The sequence below is a fragment of the Luteibacter sp. HA06 genome (assembly GCF_054061215.1).
Genome location: NZ_JBSSDZ010000001.1, coordinates 4,200,132 through 4,221,508, shown reverse-complemented (window position 1 = coordinate 4,221,508; position 21,377 = coordinate 4,200,132). Strand labels below are relative to the sequence as shown.

Below are 21,377 nucleotides of genomic sequence, written 5' to 3'. Positions count from 1 at the left end.
TTTTGGGTTCCTGCGAGCCGGACTAGATATCAGGGGTATTATGGCCCGGCAAGGCACGGCGCAGCATAGAACCGGCCACCTCCGACCATGAAACCGCGCCACGGCGCCGTTTGTGGCCGGTCCACCCGAATTGTGAAATCGTCCATGGCCAACTCCCAGCGCGACCTCGAACCCGGTATCCGCACGGATCTCGACGGCCGCCTCACCTACGGTGAGTACCTCCGGCTCGACCAGGTGCTCACCGCGCAGGTACCCCGCAGCCAGCCGGCGCATCACGACGAAATGCTCTTCATCGTCCAGCACCAGACCTCCGAGCTGTGGCTGAAGCTGATGATTCACGAGCTCAACGCCGCGCTGGCGCACCTGCGCGCGGACGACGTGGACGGCACCCTGAAGATCCTGGCGAGGGTCAAAGCCATCCAGCGACAGCTCTACGAGCAGTGGGGCGTGCTGGAAACCCTCACCCCGGCCGAATACCTGCAATTCCGCGATGTATTGGGTCCGTCGTCTGGCTTCCAGTCGTTGCAGTACCGCATGGTGGAATTCCTGCTGGGCAATAAACACGCGGACATGCTCCGGGTGTTCGAGCACGATCCCGCGGCCCATGAACGACTGAAGGCGATCTTCGAAGCCCCAGGCCTGTATGACGAATTCCTGCGGTACCTGGCACGCCGCGGTCATCCCGTGCCGGTGGCGCTGCTGGAGCGCGACCTGACCCAGCCCTGGACGAGCCAGCCCGCGCTGCTGCCCGTGTTCAAGCGAATCTACGAGGACACCGCCCATCACTGGCCTGAGTATCATCTCAGTGAGGAACTGGTCGACATCGAAGAGTCGTTCCAGCTCTGGCGCTTCCGCCACATGAAGACGGTGGAGCGCATCATCGGTTTCCGGGCCGGCACCGGCGGTTCGTCCGGCGTCGCCTTCCTGCGCAAGGCGCTGGAGCAGAGTTTCTTCCCCGAACTGATCGAAGTCCGCACCATCCTGGGAACGTAAATATTTGACGGGTGGCTGCCCGGACGGTTAAACACCCTGCACGAAGCGTCTTCACGCCCAAGGGAACTGCATGACACCGACCGCCCCAGCCACCGCCAGGCCCGTGCCCGATTACCCGCAGACCCTGGGCCATCCGCGTCCCTTGTGGATGCTGTTCATGACCGAGTTCTGGGAGCGCTTCGCGTTCTACGGCATGCGGTGGGCGTTGACGCTATACATCGTGGCGCAGTTCTTCCATGGCGATCAGGCAGGGCAGGGTTACGCCAGCCGCACCTACGGCTCGTACCTGGCGCTGGTCTACGCCTCGGCCATCTTTGGCGGCTATGTCGCCGATCGCATCCTCGGTTACCAGCGGTCGATCCTGGTGGGCGCGGCGGTGATGGGCGCCGGCCTGTTCATGGTCATGGTGCCGAACCAAGACATCTTCCTGATCGGCCTGGCCACGGTGATCGTCGGCAACGGCCTGTTCAAACCCAACATCTCCTCGCTGGTAGGGCAGATCTACCCGGTCGGCGACGACCGCCGCGACCGCGGCTTCACCATCTTCTACATGGGCATCAACATGGGCGGCTTCCTCGCGCCCCTGGTCACCGGCTGGCTTGCCTCCGTGATGACCGACACGCCGCTACAGGACAACTACAAGGCCGTGTTCGCCGCGACCGGCTTCGGCATGGTGGTCTGCTTCATCTGGTTCCTGATCGGCAAGCGCCAGCTGAAGGGCGTCGGCCTGCCGCCGCCGGAGCGCCATGAAGGCAAGAACCTCATCGGCGTGATCGTCGGCATCCTTGTCGCCATTCCGCTGGTCTACCTGCTGATGGCGAAGGCCGGCGCGATCTTCATCGCCTGGCTGCTCGGCGCACTGTTCATCGGCGTGGCCGTGATGCTGGTGCTCGAGGCCGTACGCCACGACCGTATCCAGATTCACCGCGTCATCGCGATGTTGCTGCTGTTCGCCTTCAACGTGCTGTTCTGGATGTTCTTCGAGCAGGCCGGCAGCTCGTTCAACTTCCTCGCCCAGAACATCGTCGACCGCCACATGTTCGGCGGCTGGGAATTCCCGACCGGCTGGTTCCAGTCGGTGAATTCGGCGGCCATCCTGGTCTTCGCGCCGATCGTCGCGCTGGCCTGGGGCTGGTCGGCACGGCATCGCAAGGAGCCGTCGATCCCGCGCAAGTTCGGCCTCGGCCTGATTTTCAACGCGCTCGCCTTCCTGGTGCTGATGTATGCATTGAAGAGCCTGGTCGGCGGCGATGGCCTCATCCCGTTCTGGCCGCTGGCAGCCTGCTACGTGCTGCAGACCATCGGTGAGCTATGCCTGTCGCCGATCGGTCTGTCCATGGTGACCAAGCTGGCGCCGATGCGCGTGGTCGGCCTGGCCATGGGCGGCTGGTTCCTCTCCACGGCCATCGGTAACAACCTCTCGGGCCTCCTCGCCGGCCACATCAGCGGCGAGACCGGCATGACCGTTCAGTCGGCACTGAGCGGCTTCACCTTCAGCTTCGAGCTTCTTGTCGGCGCCGGCATCGTGCTGTTCCTGATCGCGCCGCTGATCAACCGCCTGATGCACGGCGTGAAATAAGGCGAGGGCTGCCTGGACTCGGTGGGAGCCGCTGCTCTTTGTGGGAGCCGCTTCAGCGGCGATGCTTTCGCCCGGGAGCATCGCCGCTGAAGCGGCTCCCACAAAGATCACATCCCCCATCAGAGTGGGCCCAGTTCCCATCAGGGAGTGGGCCCAGTTCCCATCAGGCAGGGCCCAGCTACCTCAAGGCCCCAACAGCTTGTCCAAGATGCTGTTCAGCTGCGCCTGCTCGCCCTCGTCGAGGCGAGCCAGCAACTCACGCTCATGCGCCCGCGCCAGCGGCGCCACCTCGTCGTGAATCGCCCAGCCGGCCTCGGACAATTGCAGTACCGAACGCCGCTTGTCGCCGTCGTGGATCCCGCGGTCCACCCGGCCGGCGTTGACCAGACGCGCCACGGCGCGGCTCACCGCCACCTTGTCCATGGCGCTACGATCCACCACTTCCCGTGCTGAGATCTCTGGAAACCGCGCAAGGATCGTCATCACCCGCCATTCCGTCATGCTCAACTCGAAGCGGTCCTGGTATTCCGTGGCAATCGACTGGCTCACCGTGTTCGACAGGATGGACAGGCGATAGGGCAGGAAATGCTCGAGCTCCAACGGGGCATGGGCGGGAACGACGATTTCTAGGGTCATGCTGCGCTGGTCCTTGCAAATGGTTACAAGTGAAACTATAACGTGAGAGTAGACGGCGCAAGCCGTGCCCCAAGCCAGGAGTATCGCCCATGAGCGCCCAGCCCAATATCGGTATGGAAGTCACCACCTTCGAAAACCCCCAGGGTGTCGATGGCTTCGAGTTCGTCGAATTCGCCGCGCCGGATCCGGCCCTGCTGCACACGCTGTTCCCGAAGCTCGGGTTCACGGCCGTAGCAAAGCACAAGACGAAGAAAATCACCCTGTATCGCCAGGGCGAGTGCAACTTCCTCGTGAACGAAGAGTCGAACTCGTTCGCTTCGGACTTCGCCGCCGAGCACGGTCCCAGCGCCTGCGGTTTCGCCATCCGCTTCAACCGCCCGGCGACGGACGTGCAGGCCACCGCGCTGTCCAACGGCGCCGAGAAAATCACGCACAAGGCCGACACTCTCGCGTTGGGCGTGCCGACCATCCAGGGCATCGGTGGTTGTGCGCTGTATCTGATCGACACCTACGGCGCCAAGGGCGACGTGTTCGACAGCGAGTTCGAGTGGATCCCGGGCGTCGATCGTCACCCGAAGGGTTTCGGCCTCACTTTCATCGACCACCTGACCCACAACCTGCACTTCGGCAACATGCAGAAGTGGTCGGACTACTACGAGCGCCTGTTCAACTTCCGCGAGATCCGCTACTTCGACATCAAGGGCGCGAAGACCGGCCTCGTGTCCAAGGCGATGACCGCCCCGGACGGCATGGTTCGCATCCCGTTGAATGAATCGGCAGACGAGAAGTCGCAGATCAACGAGTACATCCGCGAATACAACGGCGAAGGCATCCAGCACATCGCGCTGTTCACCGACAATATTTACGAGTCGGTCGAAGCCATGCGCGCGCTCGACGTCGCCTTCCTCGAGACGCCGGATACGTACTACGAAGTGATCGACATCCGCGTGCCGGACCATGGCGAGGACATCCCCCGCCTGCAGCGCAACAAGCTGCTGATCGACGCCGACGACGAGACCAAGAAGAAGCTTCTGCTGCAGATCTTCACGCAGAACAACATCGGTCCGATCTTCTTCGAGATCATCCAGCGCAAGGGTAACGAAGGCTTCGGCAACGGCAACTTCAAGGCGCTGTTCGAATCGATCGAGCGCGACCAGATGCGCCGCGGCGTGCTCTGAGCGCGCGAGCCCTTCGCGAAAGCTAGACTAAGCGCGGCGCGGTCCCGAGACGGACCGCGCCGCGATGCGTTCATCCCAAGGATCCCCACGATGAGCCACACCGACGATACGCGCGGTTACCAGACCGGCTTCGGCAACGAGTTCGCCACGGAAGCCGTGGCTGGCGTGCTGCCCACCGGGCAGAATTCGCCGCAGCGGGTGGAGCACGGCCTCTACGCCGAACAGCTTTCCGGCAGCGCCTTCACCGCGCCGCGCCATCGCAACCAGCGCAGCTGGCTCTACCGCATTCGCCCGGCCGCACAGCATTCACCGTTTGCCGAACTCCCGCACGCCACCTTCCACAACCACTTCAACGAAGCGCCGGCGACGCCGAACCAGATGCGCTGGGATCCGTTGCCGATGCCGTCGGAACCGACGGACTTCGTCGAGGGTCTGGTCACGCTCGGTGGCAATGGCGGACCGGAAGAGCAGGCCGGTGTCGGCGTGCATCTGTACTGCGCCAATCGCTCCATGCAGGGTCGCTATTTCTATAACGCCGACGGCGAGTTGCTCATCGTTCCGCAGCAGGGCCGTCTCCGCATCCGCACCGAGCTGGGCGTGGTCGAAGTCGAGCCGCTGGAAATTGCCGTCGTACCGCGTGGCGTCCGCTTCCTTGTCGAGCTTCCCGATGGCGAGGCCCGTGGCTACGTCGCCGAGAACTTCGGCGCGCCGCTGCACCTGCCGGACCTTGGTCCGATCGGCGCCAATGGCCTGGCCCATCCGCGTGACTTCCTCACGCCGGTCGCGTCGTACGAAGACCTCGAGGGTAACTTCGCCCTGGTTGCGAAATTTCAGGGCGAGCTGTGGTCGGCGAGCATCGACCATTCGCCGCTCGACGTGGTCGCGTGGCACGGTAACTACGCGCCGTACAAATACGACCTGCGCCGCTTCAACACCATCGGCTCGATCGCCGTGGACCATCCGGATCCGTCCATTTTCACGGTGCTCACCTCGGCAAGCGACACGCCGGGGACGGCGAACATGGACTTCGCCATCTTCCCGCCGCGCTGGTTGGTCGCCGAACACACCTTCCGTCCGCCGTACTTCCATCGCAATGTGGCCAGCGAATTCATGGGCCTGATCGATGGTGCGTACGACGCGAAGCAGGGTGGGTTCGTGCCCGGTGGTTCCAGCCTGCACAACTGCATGAGCGGCCACGGTCCGGACGCGGCGAGCTTTGAGAAAGCATCGAACGCGGATGTATCGCGTCCCGACCATATCGTTGGCACCATGGCCTTCATGTTCGAGACCCGCAAGGTCATCCGTCCCACCCGCCAGGCGCTCGACTCGCCGTCGCTGCAGGGCAACTATTACGAATGCTGGCGCGGGCTGAAGAACCACTTCACGCCGCCGTCGGCCTGATCGAAAAGGAAACGCATGAAACTCGCTTCGTTGAAGGAAGGCGGCCGTGACGGCACGCTCATCGTCGTCAGCCGCGACCTGTCGCGCGCCGTAAAAGCCACCGATATCGCGCCGACGCTGCAGGCTGCCCTGGACGAATGGAGCAGCATCGCACCGCGGCTCAATGCCTTGTCGGAAGACCTCAACGACGGCAACGCCCAGGGTGCGTTCGACCTGGACATGGCGAAGCTCGCAGCGCCGCTGCCGCGTGCTTACGAGTTCGTCGACGGCAGCGCCTACCTGCCGCACGTCGAGCGCGTACGTCGTGCGCGCGGCGCCGAAGTGCCGAAGTCGTTCTACACCGATCCACTGATGTACCAGGCGACCAGCGCAGGCTTCCTCGGGCCGCGTGACCCGGTCGTCGTGGGTAGCGAAGAGTTCGGCATCGATCTTGAAGCCGAAGTGCTGGTCATTACCGACGATGTGCCTATGGGTGTGACGCCTGCGCAGGCCGCTGCCCACATCCAACTCGTCGGCCTCGTGAACGACGTGTCGCTGCGCGGTCTCATCCCCGGCGAACTCGCCAAGGGCTTCGGGTTCCTGCAGTCCAAGCCACGCTCGGCGCTATCGCCGGTATTCGTGACGCCGGATGAACTGGGTGAGGCATGGATCGACGAGAAGCTGCACTTGCCGATGCGTACGTGGATCAACGATAAGTGGTTCGGCGAGGCCGAATGCGGTGTCGACATGCAGTTCGACTTCTCGCAGCTGGTGGCGCATGTCGCAAAGACGCGTCCGCTGACCGCCGGCACACTGGTCGGCTCCGGCACCATCGCCAACGAAGACACCGACAAGGGCGCATCCTGCCTGGCCGAGCAGCGCACGGTGGAAACTCTGCGCGACGGTAAGGCAAGCACGCCGTTCCTCTCATTCGGCGACACCGTAAAGATCGACGTCACCGACGCCGCCGGCAAATCCATCTTCGGCTCAATCGAGCAAACCGTCACCCGCGCCTGATGTAGGAACCGTTCCATCCCCGATGCTGTTGTAGAAACCGATTCATCGGCAATGCACCTGTGGGAGCCGCTTCAGCGGCGATGCCGTTGTGGGAGCCGCTTCAGCGGCGATAGGTGCTGGCCGCACCCCGGCCCGCTGCCGCGGATCGCCGATGCATCGGCTCCTACAAAAGCGCCGAGGGAATGCCTACGCTAGGCGCGGAAAACGCCTGCATTCGTCGCGAGCTCGACCTAATAGCGTGTCTCGGTCAGCCAGCAGGATCAACGAATGAAGGCGCCATGGTCGATCGTCGGATATGCAGCAGTTGCGGTGGTCATCGGGCTTTGCGTGCCCGCCAGGTCAAAAGACGGTAGTAGCGACGAGGAGATTGCCAAGGCTGTCGCCGGCATCACGACCCGGGTCGACGATGGGCCGCAGGTTCTCGTTCCTGGTGTGGAGCAGCAAGTCGAGCTCGGCCACGCTCTGTCCGCCCTAGACGACACGGATGCTTCCGCGGAAGGGAAGGGGCGTGGAGTCCGGTGCTACTACAACTGCCCTCCGCCTGTCGGTAGCGCGACGGCATCACCCCAGGTGGTGAACGTGCCCGGCGGTGCGCTCGGCTCGACCACGATCCATTGGCGATGGGACCAGTCGGAGGCCGAGGCGGTTACCCGACACAGTTGCCTATGGGTCAGTGGAAGCAAAGAAAACGAAGCGTATCTCGTGCAATGCGGGCGCCCGGGTCATACGTATGCGACGACCGTGGGCTGGATTCGTGCGGGCAATTACGTCTTCCGCGTGGCGCCAGGAAATCCGAAAGGTCCCTACACGAAGCCGGTCGCAGGACTGTTTCAACTGGCGCAAACGATCGTAGTCGGCGTTCCGCGCTAACGCTCGTGTGGGAGCCGATTCATCTGCGATCGCGTGGAAACGGGTCTGTGTCGTAGACGAAAGGGCCTGCACGTCGTCGTGCAGGCCCTTCTTTTTTCTCGACCCTCACCGACGCTTTCAACGGCATTAACTTGCATCAAAGAAATTCTTGATTGGCTACTTTTGCGTCTCCATCCCGGCCGTAAGTGAGAGCTGGCGTGGAGGATCATTCAACCTAAGGACTTCTTGATGAAAAATGCACGTTCGATGATTACGGCGCTTGTTCTCCTAAGTGCCCCTGCTATCGCCGCAAGCGCATCGCGGGGTGGTACTCATCAATGCTTGTACAACTGCCCGCCTCCGGTTGGCAGCATTTCCGCTCCGGCTCAGGTTGCGGTTCCTGCCGGCGGCACCGGCACTGCAACGATTCGATGGAAGTGGGACCAGTCGCGCGACCGGCCTGTTACGCAATACAGCTGTCTGTGGGTCAACGCGGCTGGTGAGACGAATGCGCACATCGTCCAGTGCGAGGGTCCGCGGAGAGTTCACACTGTCAACCTTCCCTGGATTGGCGTAGGCACGTACACATTCCGCGTTGCTCCTGCTAGCCCGCATGGGCCGTTCACGAAGCCGATCGCGGTTCTTCCGACGCTCGCACAAGCGAACGTTGTCGGCGTGCCGCAGTAGCGCGACGTTAAAAACCGACTCATCGACGATGCTGTGGCCGCCGGCACGGTTGCATCGAGGACCCATCGCCGATGAATCGGCTCCCACGGAAGTTGGTCGGATGAAATGAAAAGGCCCGCACGTTTCCGTGCGGGCCTCTTTTTTCATGGGCAGGGCGCGTTGGCGCCTATCGCCGCTGAAGCGGCTCCCACAACAGCAGCTACATTACTTGGCGTTCATCAGTGCCTTGGTCATGTCGAGCATGCGGTTCGAGAAGCCCCACTCGTTGTCGTACCACGAGAGGACCTTGACCAGCGTGCCTTCCATGACGCGCGTCTGCGTCGAGTCGTAGATCGACGAGTGCGGGTTGTGGTTGAAGTCGATCGACACCAGCGGCTGCGTGTTCACCGAGAGGATGCCCTTCATCGCGCCGTTGGCGGCTTCGTTGATGGCGGCATCGATCTCTTCCTTCGTCGTCGCGCGAGCGGCGGTGAAGACCAGGTCGACCACGGAGACATTGATCGTCGGCACGCGCATGGCGAAACCGTCGAGCTTGCCGTTGAGTTCCGGCAGGACCAGGCCAACCGCGGCGGCGGCGCCGGTCTTGGTCGGGATCTGGCTGTGCGTGGCGCTACGGGCGCGGCGCAGGTCCGAATGGTAGACGTCCGTCAGCACCTGGTCGTTCGTGTACGCATGGATGGTGGTCATCAGGCCGTGCACGATGCCGATCTTCTGGTGCAGCACCTTCGCCAGCGGAGCCAGGCAGTTAGTGGTGCACGACGCGTTGGAGATGACTTCCAGCTTGGAGGTCAGCTTGTCGTCGTTGACGCCCATGACGAACGTGCCGTCCACGTCCTTGTCGCCCGGTGCCGAGATGATCACCTTCTTGGCGCCGCCGGCGATGTGCGCGCTGGCCTTGGCCTTCGAGGTGAAGAAGCCGGTGGATTCCAGCACCACGTCGACGTTGTGCTCGCCCCAGGGCAGCTTGGAGGGATCGCGCTCGGCAAACACCTTGATCCGGTCGCCGTTGACGATCAGGTCGCCGCCGTCAACCGACACTTCGCCCGGGAAACGACCGTGGGCCGTGTCGTACTGGGTCAGGTGCGCATTGGTGTTGGCGTCGCCGAGATCGTTGATCGCAACGATCTGGATGTCCTGGCCATTTTTCTTGGCTTCATAGAGCGAGCGCAGGATGTTGCGACCGATGCGACCGTAACCGTTGATAGCGACCTTGATGGTCATAGGGCGAGCCTCCGGATGGGATGTGCTGACTAAGTAAGGGCTTGGGGCGTAAACGTCCATGGTAACGGAACGTCGCAGGGGCGGGCTTGCTGCATCGCGGCGATCTGTCATCCGGGTCTCAGTCTGAATGTGGCAAACTTGGCCGTTCGCCCGTCCGGAAACGTTTACAGCTCCATGAAAACGACTCACAAGCGCGCGCTAGCCGCCTTCCTGGCCCTCTCCGCCCCCGTCTTCGCCAGCAGCGTGCAGGCCTGGGGCGACATCGGGCACCGCATCGTCGCCGAACTGGCCTGGCGCCAGCTCGACCCCTCGGCCAGGGCTGAGGTCGAGCGCCTCCTCAAAGCCGACGGCTCGGATTCCCTGGCCGATGTGGCGAGCTGGCCCGACCACCTGCGCAACGACCCCGACCAGAAGGAACTGGGCAAGGCCACGGCCAAGTTGCATTACATGGACTTCGTCGACGGGCATTGCGTCTACGTGAAGCCGGTGGACTGCAAGGACGGCGAGTGCGTCGTCGGCGGTCTGGAGAAGTACGTCGCCATTCTCGGCGACCGCCACAAGACCAATGCCGAGCGTGCCGAAGCGCTGAAGTTCGTCGTCCACTTCGTGGGTGACGTGCACCAGCCGCTGCATGCCGGCAACCGCGACGACAAGGGCGGCAACGACTACCAGGTGCAGTTCGACGGCAAGGGCTCCAACCTGCACAAGGTGTGGGACTCCAGCATGCTGTACACCCGCAACCTGCAGTGGCCCGCCTACACCGACCGCCTTGCCGCGGAAGGTCCGGTGACCCTGCCCAAGCCGATCCCGCCGCTGGATAACCCTTACGCCCAGTGGGCCGAGGAATCCTGCGCGATCGTCGCCCAGAACGGGTTTTACCCGGACAACCATCAGGTCGACGGTGCCTACGTCGCCAAATACCTTCCGGTCGCCGAGACCCGCCTGCGTCTTGCAGGCAAGCGCCTCGCCGACCTGCTCAACCACACGCTGGACTAAAAAATGACCGATATCCAGGTTCGCCGCACCAAGATCGTCGCCACCCTCGGACCCGCCACCGATGCGCCGGGCATGCTCGAGAAGATTCTCGAAGAGGGCGTCGATATCGTCCGCCTGAATCTTTCGCATGGCACCCCGGACGACCACCGCGCCCGCGCCAACGCGGTTCGTGCCGCGGCATTGGCCGTAGGCCGCGAAGTCGGCATCCTTGCCGATCTGCAGGGCCCGAAGATCCGCATCGAGAAGTTTGCCGACGGTCCGATCGACCTCATGGCCGGCGACAGCTTCGTACTCGACTGCCGCCCGGACGCTCCGGCCGGTAACCAGAACCACGTCGGCGTGAGCTACTACGACCTGCCCAAGGACGTTGTTGCCGGCGACGTGCTGCTCCTGGACGACGGTCTGATCGCCCTTTCGGTGGTGGAGATCGCCGGTAGCGAAATCCGCACGCGCGTCGTGATCGGCGGCCGCCTGTCGGCACGCAAGGGCCTCAACCGCCAGGGCGGTGGCCTCAGCGTCAGCGCCTTGTCCGACAAGGACCGAAACGACATCAAGCTGGCCGCTGAAATGGGCGCCGACTTCCTTGCCGTCTCCTTCGTCCGCTGTGCGGAAGACCTGCACGAAGCCCGGCGCCTGATGCGTGAAGCCGGTGGCGATGCGGCCATCGTTTCGAAGATCGAGCGCGCCGACGCCATCCCCGTACTCGGTGAAATCATCGACGCGTCGGACGTGGTCATGGTCGCCCGCGGCGATCTCGGTGTGGAAATCGGCGATGCCGAGCTGCCGGGCCTGCAGAAGAAGATCATCCGCGAGTCCGTGCAGCGCAACCGTTCGGTGATCACCGCCACGCAGATGCTGCAGTCGATGGTGCGCGCGCCGATCCCGACCCGCGCCGAAGTGCTCGACGTGGCCAACGCCGTGATCGACGGCACCGATGCCGTCATGCTCTCGGAAGAAAGCGCCGCCGGTGCCCATCCGGATAAGGCCGTGGCCGCCATGCGCCGCATCTGCCTCGGTGCCGAGCGTCAGTTCGAGCCGCGCGACGACCTGCGTCCGGATACGCATTCGCTGGATCGCAGCGACCAGGCCATCGCGCTCGCCGCAATGCTGCTGGCTGCCCAGGTCGGTGTCCGCGCCATCGTCGCGCTGACCGAGTCCGGCGCCACCGCGCAGTGGCTGTCGCGCTACCGCTTCGCCGTGCCCATCTACGCACTGTCCCCGTCGGACATGGCCCGCCGCCGCATGCTCATGCTGCGCGACGTGCAGCCGGTGGACTTCGAGCAGAGCAACCTCGACCCGGCACACACCGCCCGCGCTGCGCTCCAGCACCTGTTCTCGCTGGGCAAGCTGGCCAAGGGCGATCGCGTCATCCTGACCCACGGTGACCACATCGGTCGTGGCGGCGGTACCAACACGCTGAAGCTGCTGGTCGTCGGCGACGACGGCATCGCGGATAGCCTGCGCGACCTGTAACCGATTCATTTGTGGGAGCCGATTCATCGGCGAAAACCAGAGCGCGGCGACCCCCATCGCCGCTGAAGCGGCTCCCACAACCGCCACCGCACGATTTCACACGCACCGCATGGGCGTGCAGGGTTAAACTGGGCGTCCTGGTTACCTACCGAGGGCGTCATGATCCGACTCAAGCTCCGTACCGGCGCCATTGCCGCCACCGTTCTTCTGCTGGTCGCCGGCGCTGCCGAGGCTCAAAACGTCCGCCGCGTCGCGCCGGAACGCCTGACCGGTTACTGGTTCCTGACCAACAAGTCGGTCAACCCTGACGTCCCCAATACCGGCAAGAACCTCGACCAGCCCACCTGTGTCGCGGTGACCTACATGATCGGTTCCGACGGTCGCACCCAGAACCCCACCATTGCCAAGGTCGAGCCCGCGGGCGACCTGGGGCAGGTCGGCGTCAGCATCGTCAAGCAGCTTTCCTACGTCAAGGGCTCCCAGAACGGCACGGCCGAACCGGTGCAGACCTACTACGTGACCGGCTTCAATCTGCCGGAAGATCCCGCCAAAAAGGCCGCGATCCTCGACAAGTGCAAGCTGCCGGGCTACCAGACCACTTGATCGCGCCGCACAACGGCTTTCGCGGAGTCGTCCCTTATACTCCGCCGGTTTTTGTCCTCGCTTAGCCCCTCGAAGAGGGGCATACCACTACACCTAAACGGAGTTGTCATGAGCATCGAAAATCTCGAACAGGTCGCGGCTGCGATGGTGGCCACGGGGAAGGGCATCATTGCCGTCGACGAATCCACCAACACCATCAAGAAGCGCTTCGAAGCCGCCGGTGTTGAGAACACCGAGGAAAATCGTCGTCGCTATCGCGAGCTGCTGCTGACCGCGCCGGGCCTGGGCGAGCACATCTCCGGTGCCATCCTGTTTGACGAAACCATCCGTCAGAAGACCAGCGACGGCACGCCGCTCGTCGACGCCATGAAGAAGGCCGGCATCATCCCGGGCATCAAGGTCGACAAGGGTCCGGTGCCGCTGGCGGGTTTCCCGGGTGACGTGATCACCGAAGGCCTCGATGGCCTGCGTGACCGCCTCAAGGAATACGCCCAGCTCGGTGCGCAGTTCGCCAAGTGGCGTGCAGTGATCAACATCACCGACGAGAACCCGAGCTCCACGGCCATCGAGGCCAACATGGAAAACCTGGCTCGCTACGCCGCGCTGTGCCAGGAAGCCGGTCTGGTGCCGATGGTCGAACCGGAAATCGTCATGGACGGTCCGGAAAGCACGCACGACATCGACGTGAGCTACGAAGTGCACGAAGCCGTGCTGCGCAGCCTGTTCAATGCGCTGTACGCCCACAACGTCATGCTCGAAGGCCTCATCCTCAAGGTGAGCATGGTGATTCCGGGCAAGAATGCGCCCGCGGACGACCAGGTCACGCCGGAAGAGGTCGCCGAAGAGACCGTGCGCGTCCTCCGTACCACGGTGCCGGCAAGCGTGCAGGGCATCGTGTTCCTGTCGGGCGGCCAGAGCGACGAGCAGGCCACCGAGCATCTCGACCTCATCAACAAGATGGGCCCGCACCCGTGGCCGGTCAGCTTCTCATACGGCCGTGCGTTGGTTGCCGAAGCGTTGAACGTGTGGTCGAAAGATCTTACGGGTAACTACGAGAAGGCACAGAAGGTCGTGCATGAGCGTGCCAAGGAAAACGGCGACGCTGCGCTGGGTCGTTGGACCAAGCGTTGATCGAAGCGCACACGGCATCGCGACCTCGGTCGCGGAGCAGCGGATAAAGAAAAACCCGGCGCGATGAGCGCCGGGTTTTTCTCTTTCACACGCTAGGTTTCACACGCGAGCAGCAGTCATCGACCGCACGTTGCTCAGAAGCGGTATTCAGCGCTCACCGAGGCCACGTTCGTGGACAGGTTGAGGCCGTTCTTCTTCGCGTCGTAATGGTCGTAGTTCACGCCAAGGCTGAAGTCCTGCGTGAGGTTGTAGCCCACGCCAGCGCCGGCGTACCAGCTGGTCTTGTCGAAGTTGTGGCGGGTGATGTCGTCGTGGCTCACACCGTCGCCCTTCCAGGCGTAGAGGCCGGCACGGCCGCTGATGTACCACTTCGGATCGATGTTGAAGCGACCGTTCACGCCAGCGGTCCAGCCATGCAGGCTCGACTTGCGGCCGTCGATGGCGTTGCCACCGGTGACCAGGTGCTTGGCATGGATGTTACCCAGGTCGTTGTAGCCGCCTTCAACACCGAGCGCGAGCGACGGGCTCACAGCCCAGCGATAACCGCCGTTGATGTCATAAGCGACGTCATGCCCGTCGTAGTTGCCCTTGTTCACTTGCGCGCGTCCGGCACTGCCGTTGACGAAGAAGCCGGCGCCACTGGCGTCCTGCGCGAAAGCCGGGGCCGCAACCATACCGGCCGCCATGAGGCCAAGGGCGATGAGGGTCTTTTTCATGGGAAAACTCCTGCTTATTCTTTATGCGTTCGATGCGGATGGCATGGGGATACCGAAGCCGCCACAACGCGCGAGCGGGGGTGCCGCGCGTCCAGTAAGTAGATGCGGCGCCGCCGCAATAGATTCAATACCCATAAGTTCATTATTAAGAAAAAATTAAGCCACGGCGTCTGGGGCGCCGTGGCTTATTACTTCAAAACAACAACTTGTTCCGCTTTAGAAGCGGTATTCGCCGGCGAGCGAGACGATGCCGGTGGAACGCTTCAGGCCCACGCTGGTGTCGCCCGTGGTGTTGTCCTTGACCTTGCCAGCGTTGGCATGGAAGTAGTCGTACGTCAGGCCGATACCGAAGTGCTCGTTGATATCCCAACCGGTGCCGGCGCCGGCGTACCAGCTGCCGCGGTTCGGACGACCACCGTTGGAGAAGCCGAGATCCTGGCCAACGCTGTTGTTGTAATTGTTGTTGTTGTCGTTGGCGCGGAAGTAACCGCCGTGACCGCTGAGGTACCAGCCGGGAACGAGGTTGATCTTGCCGTTCACACCGAGCATCCAACCGCGCAGGGCGTTCTTGGTCTTCTTCTGGTCGACGTTCTGATCGGACTCAAACGCGTTCTTTACGCGGTAATTGCCCAGATCCGTGTAGCCAGCCTCGAGGCCGAGGCCGAGATCGGGGCCAACCTTCCAGCGGTAGCCACCGAGCAGGCCGTAGCCCGTGCGACGGCCCTGTTCGCCGTGCAGCGGATTGAAGCCGCTGACGTTGCTGCCGAAGCCGCCGGTGTCGCTGCCGTTGGTACGGCCGACGTTGCCGCCGATGAACCAGTTGCCGCTACCCACGGCCTGGCTCGGCTGATAATTGCCGCTGACAGCCGGGTTGCTGTCCTGGGCGAAGGCCGGAATGGCCGCAAACGAGACGCAAGAAACTGCAAGGGCAAGAGCTGCCTTTTTCATGGGGGTGTTCCTCTTATTTTGGGGCGTCAGCCGATCCGTGGGGATGGGGGAAGATCGGCTGGCGTGGTTGATTAGAGTCCTTCGAAGCTGAAGCGACTCCTAAAAGCGAACGGAAAGATTAAGCGAGAGTTAACTTTGCGTTTGCAGCATGATCGTCCACGACAAGATGTGATCAATGCGCGACAATCATGGTTTTTCCGCCGCCTGTTAACTGGAGAACGCCGATGACGACACGTCGCGAACGCGCAAACGCGATCCGCGCCCTGGCCATGGATGGTGTGGAAGCCGCCAATTCCGGCCACCCGGGCATGCCGATGGGCATGGCCGATATCGCCGAGGTCCTGTGGGGCGATTTCCTGCATCACAACCCGACGAACCCGCATTGGCCCAATCGCGATCGCTTCGTGCTGTCGAACGGTCACGGTTCAATGCTGCAGTACGCGCTGCTCCACCTGACCGGCTACGACCTGCCGATCGGTGAACTGAAGCGTTTCCGCCAGCTCGGTTCGAAGACCGCTGGCCATCCGGAATTCCATCACACGCCCGGCATCGAGACGACCACCGGTCCGCTCGGCCAGGGTCTCGCTAACGCCGTTGGTTTCGCGATCGCCGAGGAAGTCCTCGCCGCACGCTTCAACCGTCCCGGCCACGACATCGTCGATCACCACACCTTCGTCTTCGTCGGTGATGGTTGCCTGATGGAAGGCATCTCGCACGAAGTGTCCTCGCTCGCCGGCACGCTCAAGCTCGGCAAGCTCGTCGCGGTTTACGACGACAACGGCATTTCCATCGATGGCGAAGTCCACGACTGGTTCACTGACAACACCGCCGAGCGCTTCCGCGCTTACGGCTGGAATGTCGTCGTTGGTGACAACGACAAGCCGGTCGACGGTCATGACGCCGAAGCCATCAAGAAGGCGCTCGCCGCCGCTACGTCGCAGAGCGAAAAGCCCTCGCTGATCATCTGCAAGACGATTATCGGTTTCGGTTCGCCGAACAAGGAAGGCAAGGAATCCTCGCACGGCGCCGCGCTGGGCAAGGATGAAGTCGCTCTCGCCCGCAAGCAGCTGGGTTGGGAATACGGTCCGTTCGAAATCCCGCAGGCCATGTACGACTCGTGGAGCGCGAAGAAGAGCGGTGCCGAATCCGAAAAGGCCTGGAACGACAAGTTCGATGCCTACGCCAAGGCCTTCCCGGAGCTCGCTGCCGAGCTGAAGCGTCGTCTGGTGGGTGAGCTGCCGGCCAACTGGAAAGAAGGCGCGGCCGCCTTCATCAAGAAGCTGCAGACCGAAGGTCCCGTCGTCGCTTCGCGCAAGGCATCGCAGATGTCGCTCGACGCTTTCGGCCCGCTGCTCACCGAACTCATCGGTGGCTCCGCCGACCTTGCTCCGTCGAACCTGACGATCTGGAAGGGCTCGAAGAACATCGCCACCGGTGGTGCCGAAGGCAACTACATCCACTACGGCGTGCGCGAGTTCGGCATGACGGCGATCTCCAACGGTATTGGGCTGCACGGCGGCTTCATTCCGTACGACGCGACCTTCCTGGTGTTCTCCGATTACGCCCGCAATGCGGTGCGCATGTCGTGCCTGATCCCGGCACACACGATCCACGTGTACACCCATGACTCGATCGGTCTGGGCGAAGACGGCCCGACCCATCAGCCGGTCGAACACATGGCTTCGCTGCGCCTGATCCCGAATAACCGTCTGTGGCGTCCGGCCGATGCGGTTGAATCGGCGGTGTCCTGGAAGATGGCGATCGAGCGCGCCGGTAACCCGTCGTGCCTGATCTTCTCGCGCCAGAACCTCAAGCACAATCCGCGCACCGACGAGCAGCTGGCGAACATCGAGAAGGGCGGTTACGTCCTCTGGGAGCCGTCGGAGAAGTTCAAGGCGATCATCATCGCCACGGGCTCCGAAGTGGGTATCGCCGTGGAAGCCGCACAGGCGCTGGGTGACCAGGGCGTGCCGGTCCGCGTCGTCTCCATGCCTTGCACGGAAGAGTTCGACGCGCAGCCGGTGGAATATCGCGAAGGCGTCCTGCCGTCGTGGTGCCGCGCCCGCGTTGCCGTTGAAGCGGCCAGCGTGGACTTCTGGTTCAAGTACGTTGGTTTGGACGGCAAGGTGATCGGCATGACGACCTTTGGTGCTTCGGCGCCGATCAATGACCTGTATGAGCACTTCGGTATTACGACGCCGAAGATTGTTGATGCGGTTAAGAGTGTGATCAAGTAAGCCGCTAAAGCGGCTCTGCTAACGAGAGAGGCCTCCGAAAGGAGGCCTTTTTTCGTTTGGCAAAAATAGTTTTCAGCGATCGCGCTTATTAAAGAGCGGTCTGACTAGAGCCGGTTCTGACGTCGATGGGACGCATTAGCGGCTCTGGCCAAACCGCGGCATGCTGGCCACTGTCTCCGGTCGTGCCGCGCTGGCCACTTGTCGCGTGTCCCGTGGCCTGAAGTGCAATAACCGCAGCGCGCACCGCCCATTCCGTTCCGATGCTGTAGCGCAGCGGGTGACTGAAACCGTTGGCGAGGGCCGTGCTGGGGCCCGGCGACGGATCCACGGCGCGCGAAAGCAGGGGTGCGCGCCACGACTGATCGCGGGTGGTCGAGACAGGTGGCGAGATGCTCCAGGGGCCCGGTGCCAGGACCGCATCCTGCGCGGCATTCGCACTGAGGGGTAGTGCCACAGCGACAGTAAGTCCGAACGCGATACTGACGAAACGCATAACTCCTCCATGAATCGTTCGCTCGACTGGGTCGGATCGGATCTTACGCTTGGTCACCGTGCGAAGGAAATGCCGCCTTCCGCCGGAGTTTACGGCCGGTGGCGTGTCATCGCGTCGCACTGCCTCCAGTCACCCCGGCAGTGCAGGGGAACACTCCCTCTGACGGGGCTCCTGTCATGGGCACTCATGAAGACGGGCGCGACACGAAGTCGCCGATACAACGGAAGGAGTGCGCCGGGCGTTGTCCAGTTGATTTGTCCTGGGGTTATGACGACGGCTTGGCCCAGTTCGTTTATCGTGAATGCCCGATTTGGGCCATTGCTTCGAGTGCTCCAGATCGGGCGCCGGGCGCGATCGTAGAGAACGAAGTTACCGTCTCCCTGCATATCGGCAGTCGCTGCTCCAAGGCCAGTGGTGTTCGTTGACCAGATTGCGCGCAAGGGTGCCGCGTTTCGATAGACGACAAAATTGCCGTCGTGTTGAAGCGTTGCGAGGTAGTGACCCTCATCGGAATACATCACTTCGCCGGCGACGAGTCTCTCGCCAGGTTGCAACACGCGAGCCGCCGCGTTTTGTCCGTGCGCTAACGCTACGAGTGAGAGGCAAGCGATCACAAGAGGGCGGGTCCGATTGACCATGGGTTCGTTCTTCCTTTTCGTTTGCTAAGTCCCACGAGGGGAGCCGATACGTTAGTGACGGCAGCCTCACAGCGGTAACGTCCACCTACGCCCTTGCATGTCAGTGAGTTGTTTCGCACTGCGTCATCCGTTCCCTGTGCATTCGGCGTCATCGCGGACATCACCCTGGTTACGTTCTTGGGGCGGGAAGGACGCTTGCGGCCTGGAGATGGGAATCGCGCGCTGGGATAGCGCTACGCGGCACCTTTCTAGGGAGCGCGGCACGTCTGGTAACCTTTACCTCTCCGGGCCCCTGAAACCTTCGTTCATGACACCGACCCCCCAACGCCACGCGTACCTCCCGTACGTCGATGGACTGCGAGCGATCGCGGTCATCGCGGTCGTGCTGTATCACCTTAATCCGGCATGGTTGCCGGGCGGGTTCGCGGGCGTCGACATCTTCTTCGTGATCTCGGGCTTTGTCGTGGCGGCATCGGTGGGCGAGCGTGAGCGCACGTCGCTTCCCTCGTTCATCACTTACTTCCTCTCACGGCGCATGCTGCGCATCGCCCCCGCGCTGATCGTCTGCCTGCTGGTCACCGGGCTGGTCGCGGCGGTGTTCATCCCCGACGCCTGGCTGAGCGAGAGTAACCAGCGCACCGGGAAGTACGCGTTCTTCGGCTTCGGCAACCTGATGCTGGCGCGCTTCGGCAACGACTATTTCTCGCCGATTTCCGAGTACAACCCGTACACGCATACGTGGTCGCTGGGCGTGGAAGAGCAGTTCTACCTGCTGTTCCCGATCATCTACTGGCTGTGGAGTTTTCGGGGGCGCCTACGCGGCATCGTTGCCGGTTTCTTCGTCCTGGGTGGGGCGTGGTCCTTTGCACACGCCATGGGCATGGGCTCCGTCGACCACGCCGCTGCCTTCTATCTGCTGGCGAGCCGGTTCTGGGAACTGGCTGTGGGTGTGCTGCTGTATCTGGGCATGTCCATAGCCGGAAGACGGTTCGATGCGTTCGAACCGAAAACGCCGCGATGGCTGCTGCCCGTCACCGCCCTGGCGTTCGTGGCGCTAGTCGTAAGCCTCGTCATATCTCAGCCGAACACCTTTCCGGCGCCGGGCGCCGTGTTGCCGGTGCTGGCGACGGTTGCCTTGCTCGGTCTGTTGCACGGCCGGCCGATGGACTTCCCGTTCGTCCGTGCGCTCACATGGCATCCGATGCTTCGCATCGGTCGCCTGTCGTACTCGCTTTACCTGTGGCACTGGCCCGTCTTCGTGCTGTTCCGGTGGACAGTGGGCACGGGTTCGCTCGCTACCCGCGTGGCCGCCCTGGCCATCGCCGTGATCCTCGCCGTGCTCTCGTGGCGCTACGTGGAAACGCCGGTACGGCGCGCGCACCGGTTCAAGGTCATGCCACGTATTGCCGTGGTTGCCTGTGGCATCGTGGCGCTCTATGCCGGCATGTGGATCAGTGGGTGGGTCGATCGACGCCAGCCGGTGCTATCGGTCAGTTCCGTGTCGCGTCATGCCGACGACTGGTATCCGTCACGCAAGGCGACGGTGACGAACGCGGCCGGATGCTCGGTGACGCCGGTGCGCGAGCCAGTGGGGGATGGCTTTCGCGTTGTCTACCAACGCGAGGCGTGCGTCGCTCCCGTAACGGCACCGGAAGTCTTCGCTATCGGCGACTCGCATGCTATGGCTTACGGCACGATGTTCAGCGAGTACGCATTGGACACAGGTGCAAAAGTCATCCTCTACAACAATGCCGGTTGCCCCTTCCTGAGCTTGCAGCCGTGGCGCGAGCACACGCCGCGTTGCCTTAAGGCAGCGGGGCAGGCGCTGCAACACATGTTGTCGCATTTGGGGGCGGGCGATGTCGTGTTCATGCCGTCGCTGCGCGTTCCGCGTTTCGTGGATCAATGGGATCGTCTGCCGCAGGACGATATTGCCGAGCGAATTTTCGGCCAGGCTGCAAAAACGGAACGCGACACTGCCGTGCGCGAGGGAGCGGCCGTACTCCAGCAGATCCGGGCCACCGGTGCGCGGACCATGCTCGAAGCCCCGGACCTGGTGATGAAGGCGCCCCTGTTTCGTTGCGCCGATGTGTGGACGCTGAGTAATCCTGTATGTGCCGATGGCACCTCGGTGAATCGCGCCGAGTTCGAGCGGCTCCGTGCGCCCATGCTCGGGTCGATCCAATCCCTCGCCAGAGACGTGGCGGGCCTCCCGCGTTTGGGACCCCTTCCCGGTACTCTGCCCCGAGGGCGTGGAGTGCAACGGTTTCCTCGACGGAAAGCCGCTGTTCTTCGATGGCGATCACCTGAGCGGCTTCGCCAATCGCCTGCTATTGCCTTCGTTCACCCAAGCCGTTCGTCAGCTCCAATCCGGGACCGACGCACCGATCGCTGCGACGGCCGACTGACATCGTCGCGACTTTTTGCGCGCGCCCGGCACGTGGTGCGAAGAATCTTGCGCGGGACGCACGCGCCTTGATCGGGCAGAATGTGGAGCGATAGCCTGATCGCATCGGCGATCGAGAAAGGAAAACCAACTTACATGTACCTGGAACATCAGGCGGCGGCCTTCGACGAATTTCTCGCACAGAACACGTCCTTC

At 62.9% G+C, this 21,377-nt stretch carries 17 protein-coding genes; 12 read left to right on the top strand and 5 right to left on the bottom strand.

The window, feature by feature from the left end:
* Nucleotides 1-144 precede the first annotated feature (144 nt).
* Complete coding sequence (locus ACVWWJ_RS19490) at nucleotides 145-993, top strand: tryptophan 2,3-dioxygenase (protein WP_456969143.1); 849 nt, start codon at nucleotides 145-147, stop codon at nucleotides 991-993.
* A gap of 70 nt (nucleotides 994-1,063) precedes the next feature.
* Nucleotides 1,064-2,572, top strand: a complete 1,509-nt coding sequence (locus ACVWWJ_RS19485; protein ID WP_456969142.1) for a peptide MFS transporter — start codon at nucleotides 1,064-1,066, stop codon at nucleotides 2,570-2,572.
* 183 nt (nucleotides 2,573-2,755) lie between these two features.
* On the opposite strand, the gene ACVWWJ_RS19480 is transcribed toward ACVWWJ_RS19485, so the two are convergent.
* Nucleotides 2,756-3,208, bottom strand: a complete 453-nt coding sequence (locus tag ACVWWJ_RS19480) for a MarR family winged helix-turn-helix transcriptional regulator (RefSeq protein WP_159895198.1) — start codon at nucleotides 3,206-3,208, stop codon at nucleotides 2,756-2,758.
* 89 nt (nucleotides 3,209-3,297) lie between these two features.
* On the opposite strand from ACVWWJ_RS19480, the gene hppD reads away from it, so the two are divergent.
* From hppD to ACVWWJ_RS19460, 4 genes are all read left to right on the top strand, one after another.
* Entirely contained in the window at nucleotides 3,298-4,386 is a 1,089-nt protein-coding gene (gene hppD, locus ACVWWJ_RS19475; RefSeq protein ID WP_456969141.1) for a 4-hydroxyphenylpyruvate dioxygenase, read from the top strand.
* 90 nt (nucleotides 4,387-4,476) lie between these two features.
* Nucleotides 4,477-5,787, top strand: a complete 1,311-nt coding sequence (gene hmgA / locus ACVWWJ_RS19470) for a homogentisate 1,2-dioxygenase (protein ID WP_456969140.1) — start codon at nucleotides 4,477-4,479, stop codon at nucleotides 5,785-5,787.
* A 15-nt stretch (nucleotides 5,788-5,802) separates the two neighbouring features.
* Nucleotides 5,803-6,783 carry a fumarylacetoacetate hydrolase family protein gene (locus ACVWWJ_RS19465; RefSeq protein ID WP_456969139.1) on the top strand — a complete coding sequence of 327 codons (981 nt, stop codon included), beginning with the start codon at nucleotides 5,803-5,805 and terminating at the stop codon, nucleotides 6,781-6,783.
* Between the two features lie 267 nt (nucleotides 6,784-7,050).
* Nucleotides 7,051-7,653 (top strand): hypothetical protein, encoded by a 603-nt coding sequence (locus tag ACVWWJ_RS19460; RefSeq protein WP_456969138.1) that lies wholly within the window; start codon nucleotides 7,051-7,053, stop codon nucleotides 7,651-7,653.
* Between the two features lie 870 nt (nucleotides 7,654-8,523).
* Here ACVWWJ_RS19460 and gap read toward each other — a convergent pair.
* A complete protein-coding gene (gene gap, locus ACVWWJ_RS19455) occupies nucleotides 8,524-9,540 on the bottom strand; it encodes a type I glyceraldehyde-3-phosphate dehydrogenase (RefSeq protein ID WP_456969137.1) in 1,017 nt (338 codons plus the stop codon).
* A gap of 174 nt (nucleotides 9,541-9,714) precedes the next feature.
* On the opposite strand from gap, the gene ACVWWJ_RS19450 reads away from it, so the two are divergent.
* The 4 genes from ACVWWJ_RS19450 (at nucleotide 9,715) to ACVWWJ_RS19435 (ending at nucleotide 13,743) form a co-directional block, all read left to right on the top strand.
* Nucleotides 9,715-10,536, top strand: coding sequence for a S1/P1 nuclease (locus tag ACVWWJ_RS19450; RefSeq protein ID WP_456969136.1), 822 nt, complete (start codon nucleotides 9,715-9,717; stop codon nucleotides 10,534-10,536).
* A gap of 3 nt (nucleotides 10,537-10,539) precedes the next feature.
* On the top strand, nucleotides 10,540-12,009 hold the full coding sequence (gene pyk / locus ACVWWJ_RS19445; protein WP_159895184.1) for a pyruvate kinase: 1,470 nt from the start codon (nucleotides 10,540-10,542) through the stop codon (nucleotides 12,007-12,009).
* 159 nt (nucleotides 12,010-12,168) lie between these two features.
* Nucleotides 12,169-12,612, top strand: a complete 444-nt coding sequence (locus tag ACVWWJ_RS19440) for an energy transducer TonB (protein ID WP_159895182.1) — start codon at nucleotides 12,169-12,171, stop codon at nucleotides 12,610-12,612.
* Nucleotides 12,613-12,720: 108 nt separating this feature from the next.
* Nucleotides 12,721-13,743: a class I fructose-bisphosphate aldolase gene (locus ACVWWJ_RS19435; RefSeq protein ID WP_456969135.1), complete on the top strand. Its 1,023-nt coding sequence runs from the start codon at nucleotides 12,721-12,723 to the stop codon at nucleotides 13,741-13,743.
* A 134-nt stretch (nucleotides 13,744-13,877) separates the two neighbouring features.
* Here the strand turns inward: ACVWWJ_RS19435 and ACVWWJ_RS19430 are convergent, their stop codons facing one another.
* Both ACVWWJ_RS19430 and ACVWWJ_RS19425 read right to left on the bottom strand, forming a co-directional pair.
* A complete protein-coding gene (locus tag ACVWWJ_RS19430; protein ID WP_107912836.1) occupies nucleotides 13,878-14,459 on the bottom strand; it encodes a porin family protein in 582 nt (193 codons plus the stop codon).
* A gap of 216 nt (nucleotides 14,460-14,675) precedes the next feature.
* Nucleotides 14,676-15,407 (bottom strand): outer membrane beta-barrel protein, encoded by a 732-nt coding sequence (locus ACVWWJ_RS19425; RefSeq protein ID WP_159895176.1) that lies wholly within the window; start codon nucleotides 15,405-15,407, stop codon nucleotides 14,676-14,678.
* Between the two features lie 224 nt (nucleotides 15,408-15,631).
* On the opposite strand from ACVWWJ_RS19425, the gene tkt reads away from it, so the two are divergent.
* Nucleotides 15,632-17,644 (top strand): transketolase, encoded by a 2,013-nt coding sequence (gene tkt / locus ACVWWJ_RS19420; protein ID WP_456969134.1) that lies wholly within the window; start codon nucleotides 15,632-15,634, stop codon nucleotides 17,642-17,644.
* Nucleotides 17,645-17,732: 88 nt separating this feature from the next.
* On the opposite strand, the gene ACVWWJ_RS19415 is transcribed toward tkt, so the two are convergent.
* The gene (locus ACVWWJ_RS19415; protein ID WP_456969133.1) at nucleotides 17,733-18,137 is read right to left on the bottom strand and encodes a hypothetical protein; all 405 of its coding nucleotides are present in this window, start codon (nucleotides 18,135-18,137) and stop codon (nucleotides 17,733-17,735) included.
* Between the two features lie 945 nt (nucleotides 18,138-19,082).
* On the opposite strand from ACVWWJ_RS19415, the gene ACVWWJ_RS19410 reads away from it, so the two are divergent.
* Nucleotides 19,083-21,254: an acyltransferase family protein gene (locus tag ACVWWJ_RS19410; protein ID WP_456969132.1), complete on the top strand. Its 2,172-nt coding sequence runs from the start codon at nucleotides 19,083-19,085 to the stop codon at nucleotides 21,252-21,254.
* Nucleotides 21,255-21,377 lie beyond the last annotated feature (123 nt).

Excerpts from the sequence above, each read along its gene's own strand:
- ACVWWJ_RS19440 (WP_159895182.1), top strand. The coding sequence starts at position 12,169 with ATGATCCGACTCAAGCTCCGTACCGGCGCCATTGCCGCCACCGTTCTT.
- ACVWWJ_RS19435 (WP_456969135.1), top strand. The coding sequence starts at position 12,721 with ATGAGCATCGAAAATCTCGAACAGGTCGCGGCTGCGATGGTGGCCACG.
- ACVWWJ_RS19415 (WP_456969133.1), bottom strand. The coding sequence starts at position 18,137 with ATGCGTTTCGTCAGTATCGCGTTCGGACTTACTGTCGCTGTGGCACTA.
- ACVWWJ_RS19460 (WP_456969138.1), top strand. The coding sequence starts at position 7,051 with ATGAAGGCGCCATGGTCGATCGTCGGATATGCAGCAGTTGCGGTGGTC.
- gap (WP_456969137.1), bottom strand. The coding sequence starts at position 9,540 with ATGACCATCAAGGTCGCTATCAACGGTTACGGTCGCATCGGTCGCAAC.
- hppD (WP_456969141.1), top strand. The coding sequence starts at position 3,298 with ATGAGCGCCCAGCCCAATATCGGTATGGAAGTCACCACCTTCGAAAAC.
- tkt (WP_456969134.1), top strand. The coding sequence starts at position 15,632 with ATGACGACACGTCGCGAACGCGCAAACGCGATCCGCGCCCTGGCCATG.
- ACVWWJ_RS19485 (WP_456969142.1), top strand. The coding sequence starts at position 1,064 with ATGACACCGACCGCCCCAGCCACCGCCAGGCCCGTGCCCGATTACCCG.
- ACVWWJ_RS19450 (WP_456969136.1), top strand. The coding sequence starts at position 9,715 with ATGAAAACGACTCACAAGCGCGCGCTAGCCGCCTTCCTGGCCCTCTCC.
- ACVWWJ_RS19430 (WP_107912836.1), bottom strand. The coding sequence starts at position 14,459 with ATGAAAAAGACCCTCATCGCCCTTGGCCTCATGGCGGCCGGTATGGTT.
- ACVWWJ_RS19410 (WP_456969132.1), top strand. The coding sequence starts at position 19,083 with ATGACACCGACCCCCCAACGCCACGCGTACCTCCCGTACGTCGATGGA.
- pyk (WP_159895184.1), top strand. The coding sequence starts at position 10,540 with ATGACCGATATCCAGGTTCGCCGCACCAAGATCGTCGCCACCCTCGGA.
- ACVWWJ_RS19425 (WP_159895176.1), bottom strand. The coding sequence starts at position 15,407 with ATGAAAAAGGCAGCTCTTGCCCTTGCAGTTTCTTGCGTCTCGTTTGCG.
- ACVWWJ_RS19490 (WP_456969143.1), top strand. The coding sequence starts at position 145 with ATGGCCAACTCCCAGCGCGACCTCGAACCCGGTATCCGCACGGATCTC.
- ACVWWJ_RS19480 (WP_159895198.1), bottom strand. The coding sequence starts at position 3,208 with ATGACCCTAGAAATCGTCGTTCCCGCCCATGCCCCGTTGGAGCTCGAG.
- hmgA (WP_456969140.1), top strand. The coding sequence starts at position 4,477 with ATGAGCCACACCGACGATACGCGCGGTTACCAGACCGGCTTCGGCAAC.
- ACVWWJ_RS19465 (WP_456969139.1), top strand. The coding sequence starts at position 5,803 with ATGAAACTCGCTTCGTTGAAGGAAGGCGGCCGTGACGGCACGCTCATC.